The sequence below is a fragment of the Rufibacter ruber genome, assembly GCF_001647275.1.
GTDB classification, from domain to species: Bacteria; Bacteroidota; Bacteroidia; order Cytophagales; family Hymenobacteraceae; genus Nibribacter; species Nibribacter ruber_C.
The window spans coordinates 13,725-39,542 of record NZ_LRMM01000052.1; the positions used below are offsets into that span (position 1 = coordinate 13,725).

A 25,818-nucleotide genomic window follows, 5' to 3' on the forward strand; every position below is an offset into this window, starting at 1 on the left:
ACTATTAGACATAGGTGTCGCAGAGATCTCATGGCAGAGATTAGTATACGATGTAGCCTTGCTCTTTGGCTTTTTTCAACACCGCGTTGATCCCGTTTTTAGAGATGGTGCGCAGCGCAGACGTAGAAACTTTCAACGTTACCCAAGCATCTTCTTCTGGGATGTAGAAACGTTTTTTCTGCAGGTTAGGGTAGAATCTACGCTTGGTTTTATTGTTAGCGTGAGACACGTTGTTACCAACTTGTACTCTTTTACCGGTTAAATCACAAACTCTTGCCATTTTATCGTAAGTATCGTTTATTTCAAAAGGGACGCAAATATCCACAAAAATTCATACAAAGTCAAAACCCACCGTAAACTTTTTTCTTTAATCTCTTCTAAAAAAGCGCCTTATCCTGCCTCAGCGCTACTAGCACTTGCGTCATTTGCTGTCTTTTTTGGGTCTTTCCTAAAACCGTAGGGGCAATGTGTGCACCCGCTCTGGCAGCAGTAGCCCCGCCGCAGATGGTATTGCGCTGTGAACACCATGAGCCCCTCTGCATTGTAGTAGAAGTCTCCGGGCTCCAGGGGCATGGGTTTGGGTTTCATCCCGGCAAAGATAGGAGAGCCGCTGCGGTTTTGAAACTTCTGCGTTGCTGAAAGGGCTAAGGGTTTGAAATGTTGCAGTGGCGGTGTGGGGATGTGTGGTTTGTTGTTCACATGGCTTTGGCGTTTGCTCTGGCACAGAAACCCTTTCCTTTTTCACCTTTTTTTGAATGTGTGGTTTGCTGTTTCCCTGGCTTAGCCGTTTGCTCTGGCGCCTCACTGACTGCTTTGTTTCATTGCTGCTGTTGGAATGCTTTGTTTGCTGTTCCCTTGGCTGTACCGGTTGCTCCGGTGCCTCACTAGCTGTTTTGTTTCATTGCTGCTGTTGGAATGCTTTGTTTGCTGTTCCCTTGGCTGTACCGGTTGACGCTCAGTTTTACCAACTGTACTGTTTCATCTTTTCCGGTAAGCGCTCACGGCCGCGGGGCCCGTCCTGGGGGTGAGCACTGCTGTTAAAACTAGGCCCTCCGGCCTTGCCGCTGGCGCGGCACCGTATTAACAGAGGCGCTCACCCCCAGGACTGGTTTAGGTTCCATTGCTGCTATTGCTTTTCTTGATGTAGATTGTTTGCAGGTTAGTGCTGTAGTTCCGCTAGCCTGGGGCGAGCCCGTGCTGCGCACATCAGCCGGAGGCAGAAGTGTTAAAAGGGGAGTAGCAATGGCAGAAGTGAGTACTGGGAGCAGAAGTGCCGGCAGCTGAAGCAAATAGGAGCAATCTCGTAAGTAGAAGAATTGAAACAGTCATTGTGTTTCTGGCCTGTTTTCAGGAAAACAGGCCAGAAACGCAATGGCGTTTTCTCCCGCGCTGGCGCGAGTCTCCAGACTCGTGCCTGGTGATGATGGGGAGTCTCTGACTGCCCTCGCTGCCGGGCAGCGACCATGCGCAGTGCTGATTTACCCGTGCTGGATTGCCTTAACGGATTAAATGACTCAGAACTATAGACTCAGGACTCCTTTCGTTATTCCCCTTTTAAAGGGGGCGAAGGGGGACTCACCGCTTGAGGGGAGAAAGAGAGGGGTGTTCACCAGCCGGGCCACGCATAGCTGATCCATACATTACAGACGAACGGGTATATCACTCACGCATAGCGGTTACTCCCCTCCTTGGAGGGGTAGGGGTGGGTTTTACGCATTCCAATCACCCCGCGGTTCCCGGCAAGCCTGGAGACTATCCTCATCCCATGATACGAGACGGGAGCCTTGCGCCAGTTCCTCTGTTTAAAATCATCAATTAAACACTCAGCAATTGCTCTAAAGACCTCGCAGCGTCTGGAGGACCTGCGAGCGTCTGCAGCCTTTCCTGTTTTCGGCCTGTTTTTGAGAAAACAGCTCAAAAACAGGAAAAGGCTGCTCTTTGCAGAACAGCCTTCACCTTGACAGCACTGCCGCAGGGGCAAGCTTCTTATTTCCCTCTGTCTGACTGGTTGTCACTGGGGTTACTGCGGGGGCGGTCCCCACCATCGCCGTAGGCACGGTTCACGCCTTCGCGGTTATTGTTGCCGCCTCTGGAGAGGTTCTGCTCGCTCTGGATGCTAGTCCCATTGCTGTTGGTGAAATATTTGCTTTCTGGGTCAGTCTGGGTAGGAGGCACTAAGGAGTTGGGGTCGGTATTATCCTGGAACCCGCCTTTTTTATTGGCTTCCTCGTTCTGCCCTTTTTGGTTGGTATCATTGGTTTTATCGGCGCTCATATATCCTCCTTTTTGGTTAAGTGATAGTTACTATACGGGCGCCTTGGCCAAAAGTATATCACTTTTCAACTAAAAGCCAGGACCAGGATCACCAGCAGCGTGGGCAGCGAGAGGTAAAACCAGAACATGACGTGCCGGCGGTACTGGCGCGGCACCTGTGAGCTGGCAAGGAGCAGGGCGCTGACCAGCACCCCCATGTAGATCAGGATGAAGTACATGACCTTGTTCCAGTTGCGCACAATGGCGCCCCTTGCGCCTCTACCTCCGGATCAGTGGGGATCAGCCAGTAAACCAGACCATAATACACCACCACTTCTAACGCCAGGAACACCACCGCCCCTACAAAAACGGCCAGCGCCGTTTGCTGTTTCTTCTCCATTACTGTTTATTTGCCCTTCCAACCTAAATAAATATCAGAAGAAATTCCTGTTTTTTTTAGGCTGCGCCCACACCTGCCGTCAGAAACTGAAGAAAATAGCACAAAAAGAAGTCTTTACGCTGTATCTTAACCCAGCTGGCGCAAATTTTGCCACCACTTTTGCTATGAGTGCAAATCAGTTAGACAGAGAGATACAAGCCGTGGCTGCTGTTTTCAATGGGTTTCTCAAACACCAGGAATTCAAAGCAATAGCAGAGCGCAGCCTGCTCCTGGTGCAGGAGTCTGGCTACCGCAAGATCTTGGTAGACACCTCACAGGCCAAGGTGATTCAGCTGAAAAGTCAGCATTGGATTGACCGGGAATGGTTCCCCCGGGCCGAAGCCGCGGGTGTCACCCACCTGGCGTTCCTGACCCCGGAAGATTTCTTCGGGAAGATGAGCATAGAGGCCACCAACAAATTAGCCCAACAGAAAAGCCGCATTGTCATTGCCTATTTCACCGCGGCAGAAGACGCGCGCCGCTGGCTGCAGGCACAATCATAAAAAGTCTCTCAAAACAGCAGAAAAGCCCCGGCTAGAGTGGTTCATTCTCTAGCCGGGGCTTTTCTGCTGTTTTCGGCCTGTTTTTCAGAAAACAGGCGAAAACGGCTTTTATGACAAGCGTTGCGGCTGGAAATTCACCAGCTTCACAAACTCCAGCACGCGCTGCACCACCTCATCTGGCTGCAAATCTACCAGACGCTCGGTACCAAACTGCTCCACGCAGAAAGACGCCATGGCCGACCCGTGGATCACCGCCCGCTTCATGTTCTCAAAGCTGATGTCATCTGTTGAGGCCAGATAGCCAATGAAACCGCCCGCAAACGTGTCACCGGCCCCGGTGGGGTCAAACACCTCCTCCAGCGGCAAGGCCGGCGCGAAGAACACTTCCTCCCCGTGGAACAGCAGCGCCCCGTGCTCGCCTTTCTTAATGATGAGGTACTTGGGCCCCATGGCCATGATCTTCTTGGCAGCCTTCACCAATGAGTATTCTTTGCTCAGCTGGCGGGCTTCCTCATCATTAATGCTCAGCACGTCTACCATGCCAATGGTCTGGATCAGATCATCCAGGGCAATGTCCATCCAGAAGTTCATGGTGTCCATCACAATCAGTTTGGGGCGGTTGTGCAGGCGCTCAATCACCTGCCGCTGCACCTGCGGGGCCAGGTTGCCTAACATCAGGTACTGGCAGTCCTGGTAGCTCTCCGGGATAATGGGGTCAAAGTCGCCCAGCACGTTCAGCTCAGTCACCAGCGTCTCGCGGCTGTTCATGTCATTGAAGTACCGGCCCGACCAGAAGAACGACTTCTCATTCTCCTTGATCTGCAGCCCGTCTGTGTTGATGCCCTTGCTCTGCATCATGGCAATGTCTGACTTAAGGAAGTCGCCGCCCACCACGCTCACCAGGTTCACCGGTTGCACAAAGTTGGCTGCAGACAAAGAAATGAAGGTTCCGGCGCCGCCGATGATCTTCTCCCGTTTCCCGAACGGCGTTTCCAGCGCATCAAACGCCACTGACCCAATGACTAATAGACTCATGTTTTTTTTCAGTTATGCGCGAGACGTAGCAAGTAGCACGTATCGCGTAGCACGACATTTCTTATTCTTAGGTGTAAAAGTACCTATTCTCCACAAGTTTTGTATTCTCAACCTTAGTCTTGATACATGATACCTGCTACTTGATACTAAAAACAGCCCGAAAACAAAAAAAGCCCCTGACGAATCAGGAGCTTTTTGGGTGGCCGATGGGGTTCGAACCCACGACTTCCAGAATCACAATCTGGTGCTCTAACCAGCTGAACTACGGCCACCGTGTAATTGGAGAGCAAAAGTAGCGGCTTTGGGTATTCAATGCAAGTATCTGCCGCTAATTTTGCTTAAATTTTTCTTTCTCATCGGTTAAACAACACGCGTTCACCACGTTTGCTTTCATCAAACTGCCCGTTCTGGTAGGCCAAGTGCCCAGAAACAATGGTATGCGTCACCACGCCCGCCAGCTCCTGCCCTTCCAGCGGCGACCAGCCGCACTTATAATAGACATCTGCCCGCTTAACGGTATAGTTCTGCTCCAGGTCCACCAGCACCAGATCAGCCCAGTAGCCTTCGCGTATGAACCCGCGCTTTTCTACCTGGAAACAGATGGCGGGCGCGTGGCACATTTTCTCCACCACCCGCTCCAGTGAAATCTTGCCCTGTTTGTAGAAAGACAGCATCACCTGCAGCGAGTGCTGCACCAGCGGCAAGCCAGACGGCGCTCCTTTATAAGTGTCAGACTGTTTTTCTTCCCAAGTGTGCGGGGCATGGTCGGTGGCGATGATGTCCAGTCTATTGTCCAGCAGCCCCTGGAACAGCGCCTCTTTGTGGCGGGCCTCTTTGATGGCGGGGTTGCATTTGATCTGCGAGCCCAGCGTCTGGTACTGTGACGCGTCAAACCAGAGGTGGTGCACGCAGACTTCGGCGGTGATGCGCTTCTGTTCCAGCGGAATATCGTTCCTGAACAGCTCCAGCTCCTCAGCCGTGCTGATGTGCAGGATGTGCAGGCGCGTGTTGTGCTTTTTGGCCAGCTCCACGGCCATGCTGCTGGATTTGTAGCAGGCCTCCACGCTTCTGATCTCTGGGTGCGCACTCACCGGAATGTTCTCGCCGTACTGCTCTGTGTATTTCTGCATATTGGCCCTAATGGTAGCCTCGTCTTCACAGTGCGTGGCAATGAGCATGGGGCTCTGCCTGTAAATTGCCTCCAAGGTATCTGGGTCATCTACCAGCATGTTGCCCGTGCTGGAGCCCATGAACAGCTTAATGCCACACACGGTGCGCGGATCGGTTTTCAGAATCTCCTGTAGGTTGTCATTGGTGCCGCCCATAAAAAATGAGTAGTTGGCCAGTGACTTCTGCGCCGCCGTGTCATACTTCTGCTGCAGCAGTTCCTGGGTGGTGGCGTTGGGCACGGTGTTGGGCATTTCCATGAACGTGGTCACGCCGCCGGCCACGGCTGCCCTGGGCTCTGTGTACAGATCTGCCTTGTGAGTTAAACCGGGGTCCCGGAAGTGAACCTGGTCGTCAATGACGCCGGGCAGCAGGTACTGGCCCCTGGCGTCTATGACCGTGTCTGCCACGGCGTTCAGGTTCTGGCCAATGGTGTGGATAAGACCGTCTTTCACCAAGACATCGGCCGACAGGATCTGGCCTTCATTGACCAGTTGGGCGTTTTTGATCAGGATACTGCTGTTCATGCGGCTAAGATAAACCCCACGCGCGTAAGTCAGGCGTTTTTGACCTGTTTTTCTGAAAACAGGTCAAAAACGGCAAGGGGGCTGCCCCTGGATTATGTGGACTTGGGATTCCCGCAGGTTGGAGTTCAGGAACTGGCGCGAGTCTCCAGACTCGTGACATAGGATGTGTGGAGTCTCCAGACTCCAGTAAGAAAGCTGGCACAGACGCTCGCAGGTCTGGAAGACGCTGCGAGGTCTTTTGAGCAAGCGGTCAAGCAATAGCCCGCCCATGAAACCCACCCCTGCCCCTCTGAGGAGGAGAATTTGCCGCCATTACTTAAAACGCCTGGTTTTTAAAATTATAACGGCTGCTACCTCTTCCGTTTCCGGCCTGTTTTCCCAAAATCAGCCCAAAAACGTAAGATAGAAAAGACCAAAATTCATTTCCGTACCTTTGCCCTGATGATAGACGAAGAAAACGAAAACCTGACACCCGAGCAGGACGAAACCATACCCGCAGAACCTTCGGCAGAAACAGAACCGGAAGCAGCAGACGAGGCCGAAGGCGAGCCGCAGCCCAGCTTTGAGGACTTCAAGCTGAACAAGCAGCTCCTGAACGCCATCACTGAACTGGGCTATGAAAAACCCACGCCGGTGCAGACGCAGACCATTCCGCTGGCGCTGGCGGGGCATGACGTGATGGGCATTGCGCAGACGGGCACGGGCAAAACTGCCGCCTACGTGCTGCCATTGCTCATGAAGGTGAAATACGCGCAGGGCAAGCACCCGCGCGCGCTGATCTTAGCGCCTACCCGCGAGCTGGTGCTGCAGATTGAGGAGAACATCCATAAATTCAGTGCTTACCTTGACCTTCGTACTGTAGGCATTTACGGCGGCGTAGGGCCTAAAAGCCAAATTGAGCGCATACAGGCGGGCATTGACATTCTGGTGGCCACGCCCGGCCGCCTCATGGACATCTACCGCAAAGGCGAACTGGTCTTGAAAGAGCTCAAAACGCTGGTGCTGGACGAGGCCGACAAAATGATGGACATGGGCTTTATGCCGCAGATACGCCAGATTCTGGAGATCATTCCGCGCAAGCGGCAGAACTTACTTTTCTCGGCGACCATGCATGAGCGCGTGCACACGCTTTCTGAGGAGTTCCTGGAGTTCCCCATGGTGGTGGAAGTAACCCCGCAGGCCACGCCTGTGGAGACGGTGAGCCAGAAACTATACCAGGTGCCTAACCTGCGTACCAAGATTGCGCTGCTGGAGCACCTCTTCAAAGACAAGGAGACGTTCAACCGCGTCATGATCTTTACCCGCAGCAAAAGCAACGCTGACAACGTGAGCTCTTTCCTGGACCGCAAGGGCGAAGGCGGCGTGCGCGTGGTACACGGCAACAAAGGCCAGAACACGCGCATTAATGCCGTTGAGGCGTTCAGAGACGGCGAAGTGCGCTATCTGGTGGCCACTGACGTAGCCGCCCGCGGCATTGACATTGATGATGTGAGCCACGTGATCAACTTTGACGTGCCCATCATCTATGAAGACTACGTGCACCGCATTGGCCGCACCGGCCGGGCCGAGAAAAAAGGGGCGTCTATCACCTTCGCCAATGAAGCCGAAATGCACCACATTGACCGCATTGAGAAGCTCATTAAGATGAAGATCCCTCTGCTTCTGCTGCCGCAGGAAGTGAAAGTGTATGACACGCCGTTTGATGAGCAGCAGGAGATTGCCCGTGAGCTGGACAACCAGAAACGCCGCGAAGACCCAGATTTTAAAGGCGCCTTCCATGAGAAGAAATCACGGCCTCCCCGCGAGAACATTGGCAAAGGCGCCAAGGTGCGGGACAAGAAAAAAGCCGGCTGGAAGAAAACCAAATCAGGCGGCGCCAGCAAACGCAAGAGCCGAAATAAGTAAGACAGTGGTTGAGGGCTGTTTCCCGCTAAAGCGGAATCAGCCTTCAACAGCCATTAAGTTCAACAGTCAGCCACTCCAATTTCTTCCACTCGGGAAGGATTGGAATGGCTGACTGTAACCGTTAGTGCAGTCTGCTCATTGTTTCCTAAAATTTTTCTAGGAGGCCCCAAAAAGCCTTTTTCTGTTGTGTTTGGCCAAAACAGCCCCAAAACAGAAAATTCCCTACGGTAAGAAACTTAGTTTTCTCTTCTCAACGCTTCCCTAATTTCATCCACGCCTTCCCGAGCGTCCCCCTTGGAAGGGGGTAGGGGGATGATTACTTCTGCAGATGTATTCGTGCAGATTACGCATTCCCGAGAATCGTCTTCTCATTTCAATTATCAGAAGCTAATGGTTCTTCAACTTGCCTCGTCATCCCCCTACCCCCTTCCAAGGGGGACGCTCGGGAAGGCGTACAAAGCAGGAACCTGGCATTAAGAAAGTTGAAATGCTTCTCTGGTAAACGCCAGCTTTACTCCAAAAACCGCTGCAGAAAAGGCAGGTGGCTCAGCTTAAACAAGATCAAGGTCAAGGAAAAGCCCCAGAAGACCGCGCTCCAGAGCATGTGCAACACAATTCTGCTTTTGGAGACCCCCAGCACTGAGGCCAGCACCGTGCCCCCAATGGGCGTGAGAATAACCGGCGTTAAGAAAGCAATGCCTGACATGCCAAACCGCCTCCAGACTTTCACAATGCGGCGGTTCTTCTTACTGAACAGTGACTTGTTCTTAGCCCGCTGCCGCACCATGTACTGTTTGTGCACCGCCGTGCCAATGAGCGAAAACAGGAAGACACTGGTCATCATGCCCGCCACAGTGAGTGCCAGCGTGGCGCCAAAGGAAAGCCCCATGGCCATCCCGGCCAAAGGCCCGCCAATAAACTTCACGGTGCTAAGCAGGAAAACAGAAAAATATTTTAAAGCTGCAGCTATCATTTATCCCCTTTGACCATTAAACTACCGGAAACGCTAACATAAACTATACGCAGACTAAGGCAGAAAAAGGCACTTGCTGATTCCAAAAATACTTAGAGCTTGCTTAAGTTTTGATTTTACTGGCTAAAATGCCAGAGAAAGGTGCTGCCCAAGCAGCTTCTGAACCGCGCTGCAAGGTGGTAAAAGTGCGAGCGCAGGTTCTTTTTATGCCGTTTGCAGCGAACATGCTCTTTCTTCATGGCAATCAAATAGCTGGCGGCAAGCGGTAAAAGTATGGACCTGCTGAATGCTATGATTCCCTCACAAATTGCCTGGCCCCACGGGCAATAGGCTTTCTGTTTTGGAGCTACTTTTAAGAAATCAGGCCTAAACCAGCCGCCTACAGGCGAACGAGACACCCGTGCATCACTGAATGACATCACTCCGCTTCGGCTTACAGAAAACCACCTTTTGCCCGCAAACCAGCGCTAAGGCCAAAGAGGCACAAGAAGCTGGCAAGAGATTCAACCCAGCCCACCCCTAAGCTGTTCCGGGCAATGCCCAGGCAAGGGAATTCCCCAGAACCGGCACAAGGCCAGGGGGAAGAAAGAAGCAATCAGCCTGGGCGGTTACTTTTTTGCCCCAAACGCCAGGTCCCCGGCGTCTCCCAAGCCCGGCACAATGTAGGCATGGTCATTCAGGCGCTCGTCCAGGGCCCCTACCCAGATTTCGGCCTCAGGTATTTCATGGTGAATGTGGGCCACTCCTTCTGGGCTGGCAATGACGGCGGCAATGATGAAACGGGTTGGCGTACCCAGGCGCAACAGATCGCGGTAGGTTTGAATCAAAGATTTGCCGGTGGCCAGCATGGGGTCAGCCAGAATCAGGATTTTGTTCTCCAGGCTGGGGGCGGCCATATAATCCAGGTGCACAGACAGCTGGCGCTCCCCCTCCACCCGGTAGGCGCCAATAAAGGCGCAGGTAGCGTGGTCAAAGTAGTTCAGGAACCCCTGGTGGAACGGCAGCCCCGCGCGCAGCACCGTGGCCAGCACCGGAAAATCCTGCAGCAGCATTTGCTCTGTCTCTTCCAGGGGCGTCTGTACGGTTCTGGCCTCAAACGGGAGGGTCTCAGAGATTCTGTACGCCATGATTTCCCCCAGCCGCTCCAGATTGCGTCTAAACCGCAGGCTGTCTTTCTGTACCGTGACATCGCGCAGCTCAGAGATGAATTGGTTGGCTAGCGAAGGCGTTTGACTAAGGATGTGCAGGCGTTGAAGATCCATTGGCGGAAAGTACGTTTATGACGTTTGAAGTATAAAGATAGATAGGGGACGGGCTTCGCACCAAAGCCCGCGTAAAATTTAGCCACGCCGGGCACGTCACTGCCCTCAAAATCAAAGGTTTTGCCTGAGTCCGCCTCCCGCTGCACAGCCTGGTCCAGCAAGAGGGCCATGGCGTTCTGCTTCCGGCCCTGGGTAGAGCTGGCCCCAAGCAGGAACGTGGTACGTGAACCGGTAACCAGCAGCAACGCCGCGGCCAGCAGCTCTCCCTGCTGCTCCACCTCCCACAGCTGGCCCACCCCCTCCTGCTGCGCCCGCCGGTACAGCTGCGCCAGCAGACGGTAGTGCCGCTCCTTCAGCTCAGGCAGTTCTCTTCCTTTGGTGGCTTTGAACAGGTGCAGCAAGGGCTCTATTGTGGTTCCCGGCCGTAGCCCCTCCAGCGGGCTGTTCTTTTTCAGGTTGCGGCGCAGATTAAGGGAATAGCCTTGCCGCAGCTGGTCATAGGGCCGGTCCAGGGCCAGCTCATAGTTGGTTCTAAGCCGGTGCCCCCATGCTGCTTCCCCCTCGTTCGGCTGTGCCGGTATCTGGGGCATCTGGTACTGCCCCTGCGCGTAGAGGGCGGGGAGCCTGGCCACATACTCCGCTACATCCCGGTGCTGGCTGGCGGGCGTGGTGAACAGCCCCAGCTGCTGCGTAAAGAACGGCTGGTACAGGAAGTCCAGTCCAAATGCGGTTTTCACCGGAAGCGGGAACAGTGACACATAGGCCCCGTCCAGAACCTCTACCAGCGCCTCCCACTGCCCCTGCGCCACCACCTCCAAATACCAGAAATGCGCGTACACCAGTGGCCGCTCTGCGTTTTGCAGACAGGCCTCCCACCGCCCGGGGTCAATCTCATGGTGGCGCAGCAGTTGTATCATCTGGGGCAAGATACGGGTTTAGAGCGTCAGTTGGGGCAAAGCACCTCGGCTAAAGCCGATGGCACTTTCTGTTTTGGGCCTACTTTTGAAAAAACAGGCCAAAAACAGGAAAACGCGCTTCCTCCCCAAAACCTGGGGAGCAATGGCCCCTGAAAGCAACCCCCGGGGCCTGCAACGAGTACACGCACAAAATTCTAGTATCTTCACGCAAGATTCCCTTGATATGAAAAACATACTACCGCTGCTTTTCCTCAGCCTGACGATATGCCTGCCGGCGTACGCCCAGGACGCCACCGTGCCGCTGGACCAGCAGGTGTACCGGGTCATTGACCGCTACCACATCAAGTACAACCCGGAGAACCTGCACACTTCGTTCAAACCCTACGGGCGCGCCCGGGTGGCTACGCTGGCCGAGTCTGCCGAGCAGGACCTGAGCGACAAGTCTGAGGCAGACGAGTACAACATCAACTACCTGCTCAATGACAACTGGAACTACACCCGCCATGACCGCGACAACACCAGCCGCCGCACGCTCCTGCGGTACTTCTATGAGAAGAAATCTGATTTCTACAGCTATGAGAGCCCAGAGTTCACCCTGCGCGTGAACCCCGTGCTGGGCCTGCAGGCCGGTGAAGACAATGAGACCGACGGGCTGCGCTACCTCAATTCGCGGGGGGTGCAAGTAGAAGGCTCCCTGGATGACAAACTGGGCTTTTACACTTTTCTGGCCGACAACCAGGCGTTCTTCCCCGGCTGGGTGAACCACCGTATTGCCCGTGACACCATTGTGCCGCATGAGGCCTACTGGAAACCGTTCAAAGACGGCGGCTATGACTTTTTTTCGGCCAGAGGCTATGTCAATTACCAGGCCACCAAGCACATCAGCGTGATGCTGGGCCATGACCGCCACTTTATTGGCAACGGGTTCCGGTCCCTGATCCTCTCCAACTACTCTGCCCCGTATTTCTTTCTGAAGCTGCAGACCCAGGTCTGGAAACTGCAGTACACCAACCTCTACGCTGAGCTCACCGCTGACCATGAGCGCCGTGACCAGCTGTACCCCAAGAAGTACATGACCCTGCACCACCTCAGCATCAACCTGCTGCCCAACCTGAACGTGGGCGTGTTTGAGTCTACCATCTTTGGGCGGGACAAAGGCCGGTTTGAGCTGCAGTACCTGAACCCGCTTATCTTCTACCGCGCCATAGAGCAGGCATTGGGTTCAGAAGACAATGCTTTGCTGGGGGCAGACTTCAAGTGGAACATCTACAACCGGGTGCAACTGTACGGCCAGCTGGTGCTGGATGAGTTCCTGCTGAGCGAAATCAAAGCCGGGAACGGCTGGTGGGGCAACAAATACGCCATACAAGGTGGGGCCAAGTACATTGATGCGTTTGGGGTTTCAAATTTAGACTTACACGGGGAGATCAACGTGGTGCGCCCGTTCACCTACCAGCACGAGGCCCCGTACACCAACTACCAGCACTACCAGCAGCCGCTGGCCCACCCGCTGGGGGCTAACCTGGCAGAGGCCGTGGCTATTGTGCGGTACCAGCCGGTGCCCAGGCTCACCCTCACCGCCAAGGCTATTGCCACCCGCTACGGCCAGGACCCGGAGCCGCGCAATGTGAACAGCAACTTTGGCGGCAACGTGCTCAAGCCCTACACCACCCGCAACGGTGACTACGGCTACAGCATTGGCAGCGGCGTACAGACAGACCAGCTTTACGGCGAGGTGAACCTGTCTTACCAGCTGCTGCACAACCTGAACATTGACGTGACGCAGGTGCTGCGCCGCGCCAACGCCGCTGATAATGCCTTTGACCAGAAATCGGCTTTCTCTGCCATCTCCCTGCGGTGGAACATTCCGCAGCGGCAGTATGAGTTCTAAATAATTTACCGCCCTCTAAAAAGCATAAAGGCAGGAACTTAGCCCCAGGTATGCCATAGAGAAGTTCTCAGAGCTGGCAAAGTTTGACGGCAGCGTCATTGTGGAGCGCACCAAGGGTGAAGTCTCTGCCCGCTGTGACATGGAGGCGGCCAACATTCTGGCATTGAACCTGATGCATGAAATTGTGTGCGGCAGGCTCACGGCTGAGCAGGCAAGGGAAAAATATTCTGAGCAAACCGCCGCCTTTGTCATGAACCGGCCCGCGCCTTTGGCAGAAAAACTTCAGTTTGAAGTCCCTACCGGTATTACCAGGGATACTGATCACGTTACCATCATAGACAACATGGCCAACCAGGCAAAAGAGAAACTCAAAGATATTACCGGCCTAAATAGCATGTTTAAATTTTGATTTTGCGCTGCAAACGGGGAGCAAAAGGTTCTTCTATGGTTTTTCGAGGAGCATAGCAGCGCTATGGTGCGAGGCAACCGCCAGGTCAGGTTCTGCTGAGGCCCGTTTGCAGCGTAAAAGAGAAATGGAAACACGCTCTTAAACAAACGACCCCTTCCCTGGCCCCCGGCAAACAAAAGGGGGACTCTATCCTTTCCAGAAGACGCTATGAGAAAGTGACACGGCACCCTCAGGAGGAAAACCTGCTGATCAAAGCGTTCCTGTTTTGGGCCTGTTTTCCAGAAAACAGCCCTAAAACGAGTGGCCGGCGCGGTATGCTGTTTTAGAATTCAAAGCCGTACCTTTGCCGTAATGAAAACTTATTTCCGCATATTAAACTTTGCGCGGCCATTTAGCCAGTACGTACCGGGGTATGCCATTGCTACGCTGCTGGCTACCATTTTTGGGGTCATGAACTTTACGTTGCTGGCCCCACTCATGACGGTGCTGTTTGACCAGGTTGAGGCGCACAGGGTGATCCCTACGGCCCCACCGGCCTTTGAACTTTCATTTGATTGGCCCAAGCAGTTTTTCAACTACTATTTTGGGCAGGTGGTGCAGGCACAGGGCACCATGGGCGCGCTCAAGTTCATCTGCTTCCTGCTGATTGGCTCAGTGCTGCTTTCTAATGTTTTCAGGTACATAGGCCTGCGCATTGAAGGCGTGGTACGGGCCCGCGTGGTGAAGAACCTGCGGCAGCAGGTGTATGAGCGCATTACGCAACTGCAGCTGGGCTTTTTCTCCAACCAGCGCAAGGGCAACATCATGTCTACCCTCACCAATGACGTACAGGAGGTGGAAAACTCAGTGGTCAGCACCCTCAATGTGCTGTTCCGGGAACCGTTCTACCTGTTTGGCTATTTTGGGGTGCTGTTTTACCTGTCGCCTAAGCTTACGTTCTTCAGTCTGCTGGTGCTGCCGGTGTCTGGGCTCATCATCTCCAGCATTGCCAAAAAACTCAAAAGGCAGTCTTCTGAAGGGCAGGAATCATTGGGCACCATTCTGGGCATTATTGATGAAACCCTGGGCGGCCTGCGGGTGATCAAAGGCTTCAACGCCCAGCCGTATGTGATAGACAAATTCAACCAGAGCAACAACCGCTACGCGCACATCATCACCTCCATGAACAACAAGCGCAGCCTGGCCTCGCCATTCTCTGAGTTTATGGGCGTGACCGTGGTGGCGGGTATTCTGTACTTTGGCGGCTCTATCATTCTTGCCGGGAACTCTGACCTGACCGGCCCTATGCTGGTGGCTTACCTGGCACTGTTCTCCCAGGTGCTGGTGCCCATAAAAGCCATCTCCAACGCCTTCAGCAATATACAGCGGGGCCTGGTGGCCGGTGAGCGCGTACTGGCCCTGATTGACACCCAGCCCGAAATCAGGGACAAGCCCAACGCCAAGGTTCTGCCGTCTTTCACCCAGGAGATTGATTTCAAAAACGTTGGTTTCCGCTATGCGGATGACCCTATTCTGCAGGACATCAACCTGCGCATCCCCAAAGGGAAGACCGTGGCGCTGGTTGGCCCGTCTGGCGGCGGAAAGTCAACGCTGGCCGACCTGCTGCCCCGTTTCTATGACCCCACCCAGGGCGCCATCACCATTGACGGCCATGACCTGCGTGACTGCACCCTGCACTCAATCAGAGAGCAGATGGGGATTGTGACCCAGGAGTCTATCCTGTTCAATGACACCATCTTCAACAACATTGCCTTTAACAAAACAGACGCCACAGAGGCCGAAGTCATAGCCGCGGCCAAAATTGCCAACGCCCATGAGTTCATCATGCAGAGCCCAGACGGTTACCAGACCGTGATTGGCGACCGCGGCGGCAAATTGTCTGGCGGCCAGCGGCAGCGCCTGAGCATTGCCCGCGCTATTCTCAAGAACCCGCCCATCCTGATCATGGATGAGGCCACCTCGGCGCTGGATACCGAGTCTGAGAAGCTGGTGCAGGAGGCCCTGACCAACCTCATGAAGAACCGCACCTCTCTGGTGATTGCCCACCGTTTGAGCACCATTCAGCACGCAGATGAGATTATTGTCTTGCAGGCGGGGCGTATTGTAGAGCGCGGCAACCATGCGCAACTGGTAGAGCAAGGCGGCCTGTACTACAAGCTCACCCAGATGCAGAACACCTGATGAAGGGTAGATTGCTGGTTGCTACGTGTTGACATCAGAAGAATCAGCAACCCCTACAGAGGAAGTCTGTTTTTGACCTGGTTTTCAGAAAACAGGCCAAAAAACAGACTTCCTCTCTTTATCCCTTCCCCTCATTTGTACCGATTTCTCAGGTTCTCCCGTAAAGAGTAGAATATTCATTATATCTAATGTTTAGACACCTTATGACATGGAGACCCTGAAGAAAATAATCAATATAGCGGTGATGGCGTACCTGATCATTGCCCTGCTGTTTCTGCTGCGCATCTTGAGCGTAGACAAGTTTGTGGCGCTGTTTGACATGGCAGACGCCGCCGCCTTTTACCGGAGGCTGCTTTGGGCAGGTGTCCTTCTGCTTCTGGCTGAACTCTTGGTAGAAAACGCGTATATTGCCACACTAAAACGGGGGTTAGCGCTAGAGCACCGCCAACTGACAGAACTCAAAGCCAAACTGTATGACCAGCGGCTAAACACTGAGGCCGCCGCACAAACGCCAGCCCCACCGCTGGACAATACTGTGCCCCCGCCCGCCGTTGACCCAACCAGAGACCCAAACCATCTGGCGAAACCCAACCACCACCGCCCATTACCTTAAACCCACATGAACCCTACTTCTTCTGACCTCATTCTGCAGGAGCTACAGCAGGCCCAACAAGTTCTGGCAGACTTTTTAGCCCAGCCCACCACTATTGCCAGCATTGAGCAGGCCGCCCAACTCATGGCGCACAGCCTGAAAAATGGCGGCAAAATCCTCTCCTGCGGCAACGGCGGCTCTATGTGTGACGCCATGCACTTCGCTGAGGAACTCACCGGCCGCTACCGCGAAAACCGTGCGCCCATGGCCGCCATCTCCATTGCAGACCCCAGCCACATGAGCTGTGTCTCTAATGACTTTGGCTATGACCAGGTGTTTTCCCGCTACGTAGAGGCGCTGGCCAAACCCGGTGATGTGCTGCTGGCCATCAGTACCAGCGGGAACTCAGGAAACGCCCTTAAAGCCGCCCAGGTGGCCCGCGACCAAGGGGTGCACGTGGTGAGCCTCACCGGCAAAGACGGCGGCCAGCTGGCTGGGCTTAGTGACGTAGAAATCAGGGTTCCCCATTTCGGCTACGCCGACAGGATTCAGGAAATCCATATCAAAGTGATTCATATTCTGATTCTGCTGCTGGAGAAGCACATGGCCTAGGGCCATTCTGTTTTTGGGGCTTTTTTGGCCAAAACAGCCCCAAAACAGAAAAAATCTCCTGACCGCTGGCATCCCTTCACCCGTGAGCAGAGTATACTTTAAAAACGTTACGCTCATGCGCCCATTCCTATACTGCCTGCTTCTTTGCGGCTGCCTTTCCTGCGGCACTTCTACCTCTGACCAAAAAGGCACCGCTACCGCTGCTTCTGAACAGGGGGCAGCGGTTGATTCTACCAGTTCTCCCTCTGCCGCCCCCGCCGTTGACTCTGCTTACCAGATAGTGCCGGGAGAACGCATGGGGCAGACCTCTCTGAATGAGTCACCAGAAGCAGTAGCAGAGGCGTTAGGCAAGCCAGATGCCAGTAACGCCGCCATGGGCAAGTCCCTTTCAACGTGGTACAGTTCCGCCAACGGCGGAAAACGGGAGGAATTGAACGTGTACACGGTACGGGAGAAAACCGGCACGCCCCAAGAGACAGTGGGCGTGCACCAGGTACGGGTTACGTCTTCGGCCTTTAAGGTGATGCCTTCTGGCCTCAGCACCGGCAGTACGTTGCCGCAAATCAGAGAGGCTTTTAACCGGGTGCGGCCGCTGGCGCATTACCAGTACCAGGGGCGGCAGCGCGCCTACCTCTATGATGCCACCGGGGAAGGCCTTGCCTTTGAGATCACCGGCCCAGACAGCACCTGTGTAGCCATTATCCTCCACCAGAAGGGCAAAGAGGTCACCAGCGCCTACCTGCCCATTCATGAAGATCTGGTCAAGCTGCACCAGCAGTAAGTAGGGGTACACTGGCTTTGGGCGTGGTTGTTTCCGGCCGCAGGGCCCTCCCGTAAAAGCCCCTACCCCTTCTGATAGTCTTTGAAGCCAGTTTTAGGTAGTTTTGGCAAAAACAGCCCAGAAACAGAACGTGCCTAAGGAATTAATTGCGGGGGTTTGCTGTTGCTCCCCTCTAGATAAACACCTTGCATACAAGATTATATGTTGGTTAAAACCTTCGGGAGCGCCGTACAGGGCGTGAATGCCTTTACCATTACCGTTGAAGTAAACGTTACCCCCGGCACCAAGTACTTTCTGGTGGGTCTGCCAGACAATGCCATCAAAGAGAGTGAGCAGCGCATTGAAAGTGCCCTCAAGCACCACGGCTACCGCATGCCGCGCCAGAAAGTAGTGATCAACATGGCTCCCGCCGATGTCAGGAAAGAGGGGTCTGCGTATGACCTGCCCATTGCCATTGGTATTCTGGCCGCCTCTGACCAGCTCCTGGTTGACCAGCTGGACCGCTACCTCATCATGGGGGAGCTGGCGCTGGATGGGGAGCTCCGGCCTATCAAAGGTGTGTTGCCTATTGCCATTCAGGCCAGAAAAGAAGGCTTCAAAGGGTTTATTCTGCCGCAGCAGAACGCCCAGGAAGCCGCCATTGTCAATAATCTGGACGTGATTGGCGTCACCAACCTCAAAGAAGCCATTGACTTTCTGGCTGGGGAAAAGCAGATTACCCCTATAAAAATAGATACGCGTGACCTCTTCCAGACGTCTATGCACCAGTACGCCGCAGACTTTGCTGATGTGCAGGGGCAGGAGAACATTAAACGGGCGCTGGAAATTGCCGCCGCCGGTGGTCACAATGTGATTATGATTGGGCCGCCGGGCGCTGGCAAGACCATGCTGGCCAAACGCCTGCCCTCTATTCTGCCGCCCCTCAACCTGCACGAGGCGCTGGAGACCACCAAAATCCATTCAGTGGCGGGTAAACTGGGGCCGCAGGCTTCTCTGCTGGCGCAGCGCCCGTTCAGAGCGCCCCATCACACTATTTCAGACGTGGCCCTGGTAGGGGGCGGCGGGAATCCGCAACCGGGGGAGATTTCGCTTTCACATAACGGGGTGCTATTCTTAGATGAGCTGCCTGAGTTCAAGCGCACCGTGCTGGAGGTGATGCGGCAACCGCTGGAGGAGCGGCGGGTCACTATTTCGCGGCCCGCGTGACCATTGATTTTCCCGCTAACTTTATGTTGGTGGCCAGCATGAACCCGTGCCCGTGCGGCTACTATAACCACCCAGAGAAAGACTGCGTGTGCGGCCCCGGCGTGGTGCAGCGGTACCTGAACAAGGTGAGCGGCCCGCTGCTGGACCGCATAGACCTGCACGTAGAGGTTACTCCGGTCTCCTTTGACCAGATGACCGCCACCCGCAAAGCTGAAACCAGCGCCGACATACGGGAGCGGGTAGAGCGGGCCCGGGAGTGGCAGACCAAGCGGTTTGAGGCCTTCCCAGACATTCACTCTAACGCCATGATGCCCCCCCAGATGGTGAAAGACCTTTGCCGCATTAATGAAGCGGGGCGGCTGCTCCTTAAAAAGGCCATGGAAAAGCTAGGTTTGTCTGCCCGCGCCTATGACCGTATTTTGAAAGTGAGCCGCACTATTGCTGACCTGGCCGGCTCTGAGGAAATTAAAATTGAACATCTGGCAGAGGCCATTCAGTACCGCAGCCTGGACCGGGAAGGCTGGGCCGGGTAATTCCTGTTTTCGGTCTGTTTTCCTGAAAACAGGTCGAAAACAGCTCAGCTGCACGTACTCTTACCTTCTTAGGTTTTAGCTGCTGGGGCCACCAGATCTAGTATTGTTTGGGCGAGGGAACCCCAGGAGAACCTTAGCTTTTCTTTTTGGATGTTCGCTTTCATTTCCTCACTTCGGCCTTCATTAAAGAACCTGAAGATAGAAGTAGCAATGGCCTCCGGGTCTGCCTCTACGGTGTACCCTACCTCCTGGTCTTTGATCATCTCCTGTAACCCGCCCACGCGGGTAATGATCATGGGTTTGTCAAAATGGTAGGCAATTTGAGTTACCCCGCTTTGGGTTGCTCTGCGGTAAGGCTGCACCACCAGATCAGCGGCTGAAAAATACAGAGCCACCTTGTCATCTGGGATGTACTCTGTTTTCAGGATCACCCTGTCTTCTAAGCCTCCGTCTCTTATGATCTCTGTATAGGGTTCAGGTGCCTCATAAAATTCACCTGCTACTATCAGTTTTATGTCCCGCTCCCTCATTCCAGGATCTGTCATGGCTTTTAACAGGATGTCCAGGCCTTTGTATTGCCTGATAAAACCGAAGAACAGGAGGTAGTTCCCCGTTTGCGGTAAGCCTAAGCGCTGAAGCGCCTCAGCCTGTGGCACAGCAACCCCATAGGTGTCATACAGCGGGTGCGGATGAAAAACGGCTGGTTTCTTTTTCTCAAACAACCGTAAGTCCTGCATTACCGCGTCTGACATGGTTACAAACGCGTCACAGGCCTGCAGAAAGTATTTGGTAAAAGCCGTATCACCTGGTCTTTTCTCATGCGGCACTACATTGTCTGTTAGCGCTACAACTTTTGTGTGGCCGTTTTTCTTTGCCAACCTGGCTACTGTCCCAAAGCTGGGGCCCATGAATGGGAGCCAATACCTGAAGAGAATAATATCTGGCCTCCTGCTCTGCAGATCTTTGCCAAGCGCTAGCCAGGTGAGGGGGTTGACAGAACTCAGCCTTCTCTTTATATCAATTCCCTGGGGGGCAGGCCCCTCTACCAGCTGGGTTTTGCCAGGGAACAGTACAGATGGATACTGGGTAGTGAACGTGATGATTTCAACCTGATGCCCCATCTGTTGCCAGGCACGGGCCAGCCTCTCATTAAAAGTGGCTAATCCTCCCCTGAAAGGGTAAGCCGGGCCAATCAGTACAATGTGCGCCATTAGCCCAACCCTATTTCATCTCTGATTAAATACTCATTCTTACGTTTGCCAGACAAGGAAACCATCTCAGACATGAACCCGGCCAGAAAGAGCTGCACGCCAATGATGAGCGCCACTAAGGCTAAGAAGAAGAGAGGTTGGTCAGTGACATCGCGCACGGGCAGGTTCTGGAACGAGTAGTACATTTTCTCACCAATCAGCCACATGGTGATCAGGAAACCTACCAGAAAGCAGACAAAGCCTAAACTACCAAAAAAGTGCATGGGGCGCTTTTTGAATTTAGACACAAACGTGATAGACATCAAATCCAGAAAGCCGTACATGAACCGCTCCAGCCCAAATTTGGTGGTGCCATACTTCCGTTCACGGTGCTGTACTACTTTCTCCCCAATTTTGCTAAAACCGTTCCATTTGGCAATCACTGGTATATACCGGTGCATTTCGCCATACACCTCAATGCTCTTCACCACCCGGGCATCATATGCTTTCAGGCCACAGTTGAAGTCATGGAGTTTGATTTTGGAGATTTTACGGGTAGCGGCATTGAACAACTTGGTGGGCAGGGTTTTGCTTAAAGGGTCAAACCTTTTCTTTTTCCAGCCGGAGACAAGGTCATACTCCTCTTCTACTATCATTTGATACAAGGCCGGGATCTCATCTGGGCTGTCCTGCAGATCAGCATCCATGGTGATCACCACCCTGCCCGTGGTTTCCTTGAAGCCAACGTTCAAGGCGGCAGACTTCCCGTAGTTTCTGTTAAACCGGATGCCTTTCAAATTTTGATCCCTCTGGGCCAGTTCCTGGATCACCCGCCAGGAAGCATCTGTACTTCCATCATCCACCAAAATGATTTCATAAATAAAACCGTGTGATACCATCACACGGTTTATCCATTGGGTTAACTCAGGTAGTGATTCTGCTTCATTCAACAGAGGAATCACTACAGAAATATCAACTTTATACTGCATGTATTTTACTCAAACTCTGGCCGGCTTTTCTTCATGATAGCCGCAACAATTAATGAAATGATTAAACCTATCACCACTGATCCTACAATACCCATGACCAACATCATTCCTGGTCCAGAAAACTTTTCAGCCATGTTCATGGCCTGTTCAATCTGATCATCACTCATCCCGTTCTTTTCCATTTCCTCTATCTGGGCGTTGCGCGCCTTCTCAAGAAAACCAGTGTCAATAAACTTAACGTACACAAAGGTGAAGATACTGCCTAACACTCCTGCCACCGCCGAAAGAATCACCCCTATTCCTAATCCTTGCCCATAAGACATGAACCCCATATTTTCTTTCTTGAAATAGCTATGAGCCATTACAATACCTGCTACCAAAATCAGGATGCTCAGAACTGACATCCATTTATTCTGGTGCATTTCAGTGACATATAAGACCAAGCTAAAAATGACCGAGATAAAACCGGTAATTAACCCATAGCGTACGCCTACAGATGATGGGGAGGTAGTTTGTTCTGTCATAACAATATGTTTTAGTTATTTTCTAAAAAAGACACTAGAAACGATACTCGTTAAAAAACCAGCCAGCATTCTAAACATAAAAGTCCTCTGCGCCAGTGTTGTGGCGTTTAGCTCCTTCAGCTTTTCAAATGCAAACTTGTAATTTGGCTCTCCCATCATCTGGATTAACTCCTTCTGATGCAGTCTCATGTTCTCCTGCTCCAATATAATATATTGTTGAATCATTTCCTCTCCCGCAAGAAGAGAGAAGATACACAAAAGCACGGCGGTTGTAAACGCAAGAAAAAAAGTAGTAGCCAGTCCTACTTTAAAGGCTTTGGCAAAACCGATTTCTGCCCCGTAGTACTTTTTGTAATATTTAGTAGCCAGAATAATGAAAACAGGGATAAAAAAGACTATAGAAGAGACTTCAGCAACATTTGCGTAAGGGTTCTCTAACCCTAACAATGCTAAAGACACCACATAGACCACTCCTACCACCCCTCCGGTGACCCCATAACGAATGGCGGTATTTACAACTGCTCTGTCAAACATATCTGGAAAGGAGCGATTCTATTTTAAAAAGCTGGATTAAGCGTGAAGTGTCCATTAAAGTAAGTCCCATATACCTCACCAATGAGTGTCTTACCCAGGAAAGGTGAGTTCTTTGAAACTGAGGCATTGTTCTCCTCTGTAAAGCGCCACTCCTTTTCTGGACTGAAGAAAGTAAGGTTGGCCACTGCGCCCTCCACTACCTGTGGTGAGGGTAAGCCAAGCACCTGCCTTGCACCGCTGGTAAACATTTCAACAATTCTGGTATAAGGGACAGCATCTATTGTAGAACCTACGGCAGTAGCAAAGGCTGTTTGCAAACCAATGATGCCGACATCTGCCAAGTCAAATTCCAGTTCTTTGGTTTCTACATCACAAGGTGTATGGGCTGAGACAAGGGCGTCAATGGTACCGTCTTGTATTGCTGCTATAATGGCTTGTCTGTCTTGCTCACTTCTAAAGGGGGGAGACACTTTGTAATTGGTATCAAACGGTTCAATGGTCTCATCAATAAAAGCACACTGGTGCGCAGCCACGTCACAAGTAACCTGCAGCCCTTTTTTCTTTGCAACTCTAACGGCTTCAAGCGCCCCAGCCGTTGACAGTTGAGAAAAGTGCAACCGCCCGCCTGTGTACTCCAGTAACTGAAGATCCCGCGCCACCTGCACCTCTTCAGCAATAGCAGGAATACCTTTGAGACCTAATTGCGTACTCACCACGCCTTCATGAATTTGACCACCTGCCGCTATCTTCAGATTAACCGGGTGGTTCATCAACACGCCATTGAACAGCTTGATGTAATTCAGCGCTTTCAAAAGTGTATCTTCAGATTGGATAGGGACTAACCCGTCAGAAAAAGCCACGGCTCCAGCCTGATGCAGATCCAGCAGCTCAGCCAAGTCTCTTCCTTCCAGATGATGGGTTACCGCCGCAAGGGGGTGTAGTTGAACAGGGGCAGCAACACTTTTCTGTTTGAGCAGCTCCAAAGCCGCTTTTGTTTCTAACACCGGCTGCACATTGGGAAGGCACGCCACTTCAGTGAATCCACCAAGGGCCGCTGCTTTCATAAAACTATCCAGTGTTTCCCGGTGTTCATACCCTGGCTCCCCGGTAAATGCTGAAAGGTCAAACCAACCAATTGAACAGCAAAGGGATTCTTCTGTGATAACTTGGACACCTTTCCCAACTTCTTCCTCAGATATGGAAGCATCCATCTTATGAATTCTACCCTCTTTGATTAAAATATCAACAGATTGCCCGTTAAAGGAGGAAGAACTATCAACAAGGGTTACAGCTTTAAATAAGTGATCCACGTTTTTTTGCACTTAAAATGACAACCTCAGCCAGAAGACTGAGCAGGCACAATATTAGGCAATATTTCCACAGCGACATGCCACTTTCTGAGTTTTGAAACAGTTTTTGCAGAGGAAGATTCTCCTCCAGCTCCACTACTTTTATACTTGTCCCCTGCTCTTTGGCTATTTCCTCTAATTCATTCACAGAGTAACTTTCTAAGTAAGATTCTTTTCCAGGAATATTCAGCGCAACTGTTGAGAGTACCTGCTCTCCGGCTACTACTTCATAGAAACCCGGTATTGTGACTTCTGTGGGCAAAGAAATAACAACGTCTCCTTTTCTCACTTTCTGTTCTGGAATTATATTCTGAGCATCTTTTCTAAGCGTAATTCCCTCTCTGGAAGCTGCCAATGCGCCTGCAGCAGGCAGCCTGATTTCATCCTGATCTAAAGCATAGGCTAGCGGAGATGGAGAACCTGTATTATCAGTTATAATTAACTGGTACAGTACTGGCACAAACAAAGGATGCGCCGCAAAAGAAGTTTCTTTCTCTAAAGGAGCAGAGAAAAGGTGTAATTTCCCTTTCTCTAGTTGAAAGGAGCTCAAGAAGGGACTATTGTCAGAAAACTTTAAGATGGTATGGAAAGCACTGTTCCAAAAAAGTAGAGGCTGTATCTGAGGCATTTTCATATTCCTCACCTGTTTTTCAAAGATAGATCTAAAAAAAGGATCACTAAGGTCTGGCGCATGTAAGGTTTTACTCACAGAAGCTTCTGCACGTATACCTTTCAAACCTATTTCAGTTAGAAGAGAAAGGAGAGCGTCTTGACTCCCAACCGCAGGCACTAAGATCAGTGATTTCCCCTGCTGAAGCCAATCTTTCATTTCTCTGGCAGTACCTGAGTTGATACTACCGGTAGATGCATCAAAAAACCAAGTGGAAGCAGAGGGTGATTGTTTTCTGTGTAAAGTAAAAGCAGCTTCTTGCCCCAGAGCCTGCACTACTGGATGGCCCTGCTCAACCTTTTCTCCTATTCTTATTTTAATAGAGGTAGGGGTAGGAAGAACTGCAAAATATTCATTATCAAAAGGAGACTTAGTGTCTTCTACCACTACTTTAAGCTTAGTGGCAGAATTACCCTCCCCTTTCAAATCAAATTTGACAATTCCTTTTTGCTGTGGCTCTAACAAAAGTTGAGAGCTACCTACCAGTTTATCACCTACCAAAGCTTTTATTAACACCTGTTCTTTTTCTGATTGCTGGCTGCCCGCCACTCTAACCATCACGGTAAGTGCACTCCCCGCTAAATAAATAGGTTGATCTACCCAAACAGAGTCAATAAAAAAATTGGGAGAAGAGGAGCTTGGAACAGAGACAAGTGAAACTGAATTCCTCTTTAAAAAAGTGCTTACCTGCTCTAATGAGAACTGTGACTTTTGAAAGTCTGATATAATAAATAATGCGGTAGATTTCTTTTGTTGTGCTACATAGTTCTCCAACTCACTAAAAGTGCGGAATGTCTTTTTAGTTTGAGCATCTGTATTTGCAATACTACTCTGATTTTTACCGCCTTGTGCTTCAGAGAGGAAAGCAGTTGTTTTCTGATCAATTAATTCTGCTTTTGAAAAAGCATTTACCTTGGCAACACCTTTCATACTCCATGAATCATCTACTAGCACCAAGGCATTTGCACCTGCTGCAGCTTCTTGTTCTGATGAATCAGAGATAAAAAGGAAAAAGGCAATAAGCGCTGAGACAACAAAGAGTAATCTTGTTAGCAGCAAAACTACATTTTGAAGTTTTTTAACGGATCTGGATCTATGCAGAATGGAGGAAAGAAACTGTATATGAGAAAACTCAAGTTTCTGCCTTAGCCGAAGGCCAAAGAAATGAATGAAGAGAAGAAGCAAGGACGCAACAGCGGCGCCTGAGGTAAGTAAAAACATCTGCACCATTTTTACCCCAATATAGCGGGGTGCCGCCTCAAAGGCAAGGGGGGGTTGGCCCTGGCAGGGCTTAAACGCAGGGAGGCCCCTGCGGTTTCACCCGTGGGGCCTCTCCTGGTAAGGGGGTTGGCGGCTACCTACTCTCCCGCGTGTGA

The 25,818-nt window shown here is 52.0% G+C and carries 25 protein-coding genes, 1 tRNA gene and 1 pseudogene; 10 read left to right on the forward strand and 17 right to left on the reverse strand.

The window, feature by feature from the left end; all coding sequences use genetic code 11:
• Nucleotides 1-40: 40 nt before the first annotated feature.
• From rpmB to A8O25_RS23290, 5 genes are all read right to left on the reverse strand, one after another.
• On the reverse strand, nucleotides 41-280 hold the full coding sequence (gene rpmB, locus A8O25_RS16560; protein ID WP_066837001.1) for a 50S ribosomal protein L28: 240 nt from the start codon (nucleotides 278-280) through the stop codon (nucleotides 41-43).
• A gap of 110 nt (nucleotides 281-390) precedes the next feature.
• Nucleotides 391-588, reverse strand: a complete 198-nt coding sequence (locus A8O25_RS16565; protein WP_066837052.1) for a C1orf53 family protein — start codon at nucleotides 586-588, stop codon at nucleotides 391-393.
• A gap of 1,398 nt (nucleotides 589-1,986) precedes the next feature.
• Nucleotides 1,987-2,274: a hypothetical protein gene (locus A8O25_RS16570; RefSeq protein ID WP_066837003.1), complete on the reverse strand. Its 288-nt coding sequence runs from the start codon at nucleotides 2,272-2,274 to the stop codon at nucleotides 1,987-1,989.
• A 65-nt stretch (nucleotides 2,275-2,339) separates the two neighbouring features.
• Nucleotides 2,340-2,492 (reverse strand): hypothetical protein, encoded by a 153-nt coding sequence (locus tag A8O25_RS23285; protein ID WP_161947772.1) that lies wholly within the window; start codon nucleotides 2,490-2,492, stop codon nucleotides 2,340-2,342.
• Entirely contained in the window at nucleotides 2,477-2,653 is a 177-nt protein-coding gene (locus A8O25_RS23290) for a hypothetical protein (RefSeq protein ID WP_161947773.1), read from the reverse strand. Before A8O25_RS23290 ends, A8O25_RS23285 begins: the two co-directional genes overlap by 16 nt.
• 164 nt (nucleotides 2,654-2,817) lie before the next feature.
• On the opposite strand from A8O25_RS23290, the gene A8O25_RS16575 reads away from it, so the two are divergent.
• Nucleotides 2,818-3,195 (forward strand): hypothetical protein, encoded by a 378-nt coding sequence (locus A8O25_RS16575; protein ID WP_066837005.1) that lies wholly within the window; start codon nucleotides 2,818-2,820, stop codon nucleotides 3,193-3,195.
• A gap of 108 nt (nucleotides 3,196-3,303) precedes the next feature.
• Here A8O25_RS16575 and A8O25_RS16580 read toward each other — a convergent pair whose 3' ends face one another.
• From A8O25_RS16580 to A8O25_RS16590, 3 genes are all read right to left on the reverse strand, one after another.
• Nucleotides 3,304-4,230 carry a PfkB family carbohydrate kinase gene (locus A8O25_RS16580; RefSeq protein WP_066837007.1) on the reverse strand — a complete coding sequence of 309 codons (927 nt, stop codon included), beginning with the start codon at nucleotides 4,228-4,230 and terminating at the stop codon, nucleotides 3,304-3,306.
• A 198-nt stretch (nucleotides 4,231-4,428) separates the two neighbouring features.
• A tRNA-His gene (locus A8O25_RS16585) sits at nucleotides 4,429-4,502 on the reverse strand.
• Nucleotides 4,503-4,583: 81 nt separating this feature from the next.
• A complete protein-coding gene (locus tag A8O25_RS16590) occupies nucleotides 4,584-5,924 on the reverse strand; it encodes a dihydroorotase (protein ID WP_066837008.1) in 1,341 nt (446 codons plus the stop codon).
• Between the two features lie 441 nt (nucleotides 5,925-6,365).
• Here A8O25_RS16590 and A8O25_RS16595 point away from each other — a divergent pair, with 441 nt between their 5' ends.
• The gene (locus A8O25_RS16595) at nucleotides 6,366-7,829 is read left to right on the forward strand and encodes a DEAD/DEAH box helicase (RefSeq protein ID WP_082893704.1); all 1,464 of its coding nucleotides are present in this window, start codon (nucleotides 6,366-6,368) and stop codon (nucleotides 7,827-7,829) included.
• Between the two features lie 511 nt (nucleotides 7,830-8,340).
• Here A8O25_RS16595 and A8O25_RS16600 read toward each other — a convergent pair.
• Nucleotides 8,341-8,754, reverse strand: a complete 414-nt coding sequence (locus A8O25_RS16600) for a hypothetical protein (protein ID WP_241499062.1) — start codon at nucleotides 8,752-8,754, stop codon at nucleotides 8,341-8,343.
• A 158-nt stretch (nucleotides 8,755-8,912) separates the two neighbouring features.
• Between A8O25_RS16600 and A8O25_RS23295 the strand changes: the two genes are divergently transcribed.
• Entirely contained in the window at nucleotides 8,913-9,071 is a 159-nt protein-coding gene (locus A8O25_RS23295; protein ID WP_161947774.1) for a hypothetical protein, read from the forward strand.
• A 339-nt stretch (nucleotides 9,072-9,410) separates the two neighbouring features.
• On the opposite strand, the gene upp is transcribed toward A8O25_RS23295, so the two are convergent.
• A complete protein-coding gene (gene upp / locus A8O25_RS16605; protein WP_082893705.1) occupies nucleotides 9,411-10,064 on the reverse strand; it encodes a uracil phosphoribosyltransferase in 654 nt (217 codons plus the stop codon).
• Nucleotides 10,019-10,981: a GNAT family N-acetyltransferase gene (locus A8O25_RS16610; RefSeq protein ID WP_066837012.1), complete on the reverse strand. Its 963-nt coding sequence runs from the start codon at nucleotides 10,979-10,981 to the stop codon at nucleotides 10,019-10,021. Before A8O25_RS16610 ends, upp begins: the two co-directional genes overlap by 46 nt.
• 223 nt (nucleotides 10,982-11,204) lie before the next feature.
• Between A8O25_RS16610 and A8O25_RS16615 the strand changes: the two genes are divergently transcribed.
• From A8O25_RS16615 to A8O25_RS16645, 7 genes and pseudogenes are all read left to right on the forward strand, one after another.
• Nucleotides 11,205-12,872 (forward strand): capsule assembly Wzi family protein, encoded by a 1,668-nt coding sequence (locus A8O25_RS16615; RefSeq protein ID WP_066837060.1) that lies wholly within the window; start codon nucleotides 11,205-11,207, stop codon nucleotides 12,870-12,872.
• A 100-nt stretch (nucleotides 12,873-12,972) separates the two neighbouring features.
• A complete protein-coding gene (locus tag A8O25_RS16620; protein WP_066837014.1) occupies nucleotides 12,973-13,281 on the forward strand; it encodes a hypothetical protein in 309 nt (102 codons plus the stop codon).
• A gap of 351 nt (nucleotides 13,282-13,632) precedes the next feature.
• Nucleotides 13,633-15,462 carry an ABC transporter ATP-binding protein gene (locus tag A8O25_RS16625; RefSeq protein WP_066837017.1) on the forward strand — a complete coding sequence of 610 codons (1,830 nt, stop codon included), beginning with the start codon at nucleotides 13,633-13,635 and terminating at the stop codon, nucleotides 15,460-15,462.
• A gap of 208 nt (nucleotides 15,463-15,670) precedes the next feature.
• Nucleotides 15,671-16,075 (forward strand): hypothetical protein, encoded by a 405-nt coding sequence (locus tag A8O25_RS16630; protein WP_066837019.1) that lies wholly within the window; start codon nucleotides 15,671-15,673, stop codon nucleotides 16,073-16,075.
• A 6-nt stretch (nucleotides 16,076-16,081) separates the two neighbouring features.
• A complete protein-coding gene (gene lpcA, locus A8O25_RS16635; RefSeq protein ID WP_066837022.1) occupies nucleotides 16,082-16,666 on the forward strand; it encodes a D-sedoheptulose 7-phosphate isomerase in 585 nt (194 codons plus the stop codon).
• A 115-nt stretch (nucleotides 16,667-16,781) separates the two neighbouring features.
• Nucleotides 16,782-17,447 (forward strand): hypothetical protein, encoded by a 666-nt coding sequence (locus A8O25_RS16640; RefSeq protein ID WP_066837025.1) that lies wholly within the window; start codon nucleotides 16,782-16,784, stop codon nucleotides 17,445-17,447.
• Between the two features lie 201 nt (nucleotides 17,448-17,648).
• Nucleotides 17,649-19,186 (forward strand): annotated as a pseudogene (locus tag A8O25_RS16645) (YifB family Mg chelatase-like AAA ATPase).
• A gap of 68 nt (nucleotides 19,187-19,254) precedes the next feature.
• On the opposite strand, the gene A8O25_RS16650 reads toward A8O25_RS16645, so the two are convergent.
• From A8O25_RS16650 to A8O25_RS16675, 6 genes are read right to left on the reverse strand one after another with little or no spacing between them, the layout of a single operon-like run.
• Nucleotides 19,255-20,397: a glycosyltransferase gene (locus tag A8O25_RS16650; RefSeq protein ID WP_066837028.1), complete on the reverse strand. Its 1,143-nt coding sequence runs from the start codon at nucleotides 20,395-20,397 to the stop codon at nucleotides 19,255-19,257.
• Nucleotides 20,397-21,365: a glycosyltransferase family 2 protein gene (locus A8O25_RS16655; protein ID WP_066837032.1), complete on the reverse strand. Its 969-nt coding sequence runs from the start codon at nucleotides 21,363-21,365 to the stop codon at nucleotides 20,397-20,399. The genes A8O25_RS16650 and A8O25_RS16655 overlap by 1 nt, the downstream gene beginning before the upstream one ends.
• Nucleotides 21,366-21,370: 5 nt before the next feature.
• On the reverse strand, nucleotides 21,371-21,889 hold the full coding sequence (locus A8O25_RS16660) for a DUF4199 domain-containing protein (protein WP_066837035.1): 519 nt from the start codon (nucleotides 21,887-21,889) through the stop codon (nucleotides 21,371-21,373).
• Between the two features lie 15 nt (nucleotides 21,890-21,904).
• Nucleotides 21,905-22,423 carry a DUF4199 domain-containing protein gene (locus A8O25_RS16665; RefSeq protein WP_066837039.1) on the reverse strand — a complete coding sequence of 173 codons (519 nt, stop codon included), beginning with the start codon at nucleotides 22,421-22,423 and terminating at the stop codon, nucleotides 21,905-21,907.
• A 23-nt stretch (nucleotides 22,424-22,446) separates the two neighbouring features.
• On the reverse strand, nucleotides 22,447-23,733 hold the full coding sequence (locus A8O25_RS16670; RefSeq protein ID WP_066837042.1) for a dihydroorotase: 1,287 nt from the start codon (nucleotides 23,731-23,733) through the stop codon (nucleotides 22,447-22,449).
• Nucleotides 23,717-25,663, reverse strand: a complete 1,947-nt coding sequence (locus tag A8O25_RS16675) for a BatA domain-containing protein (protein ID WP_066837045.1) — start codon at nucleotides 25,661-25,663, stop codon at nucleotides 23,717-23,719. Before A8O25_RS16675 ends, A8O25_RS16670 begins: the two co-directional genes overlap by 17 nt.
• Nucleotides 25,664-25,818 lie beyond the last annotated feature (155 nt).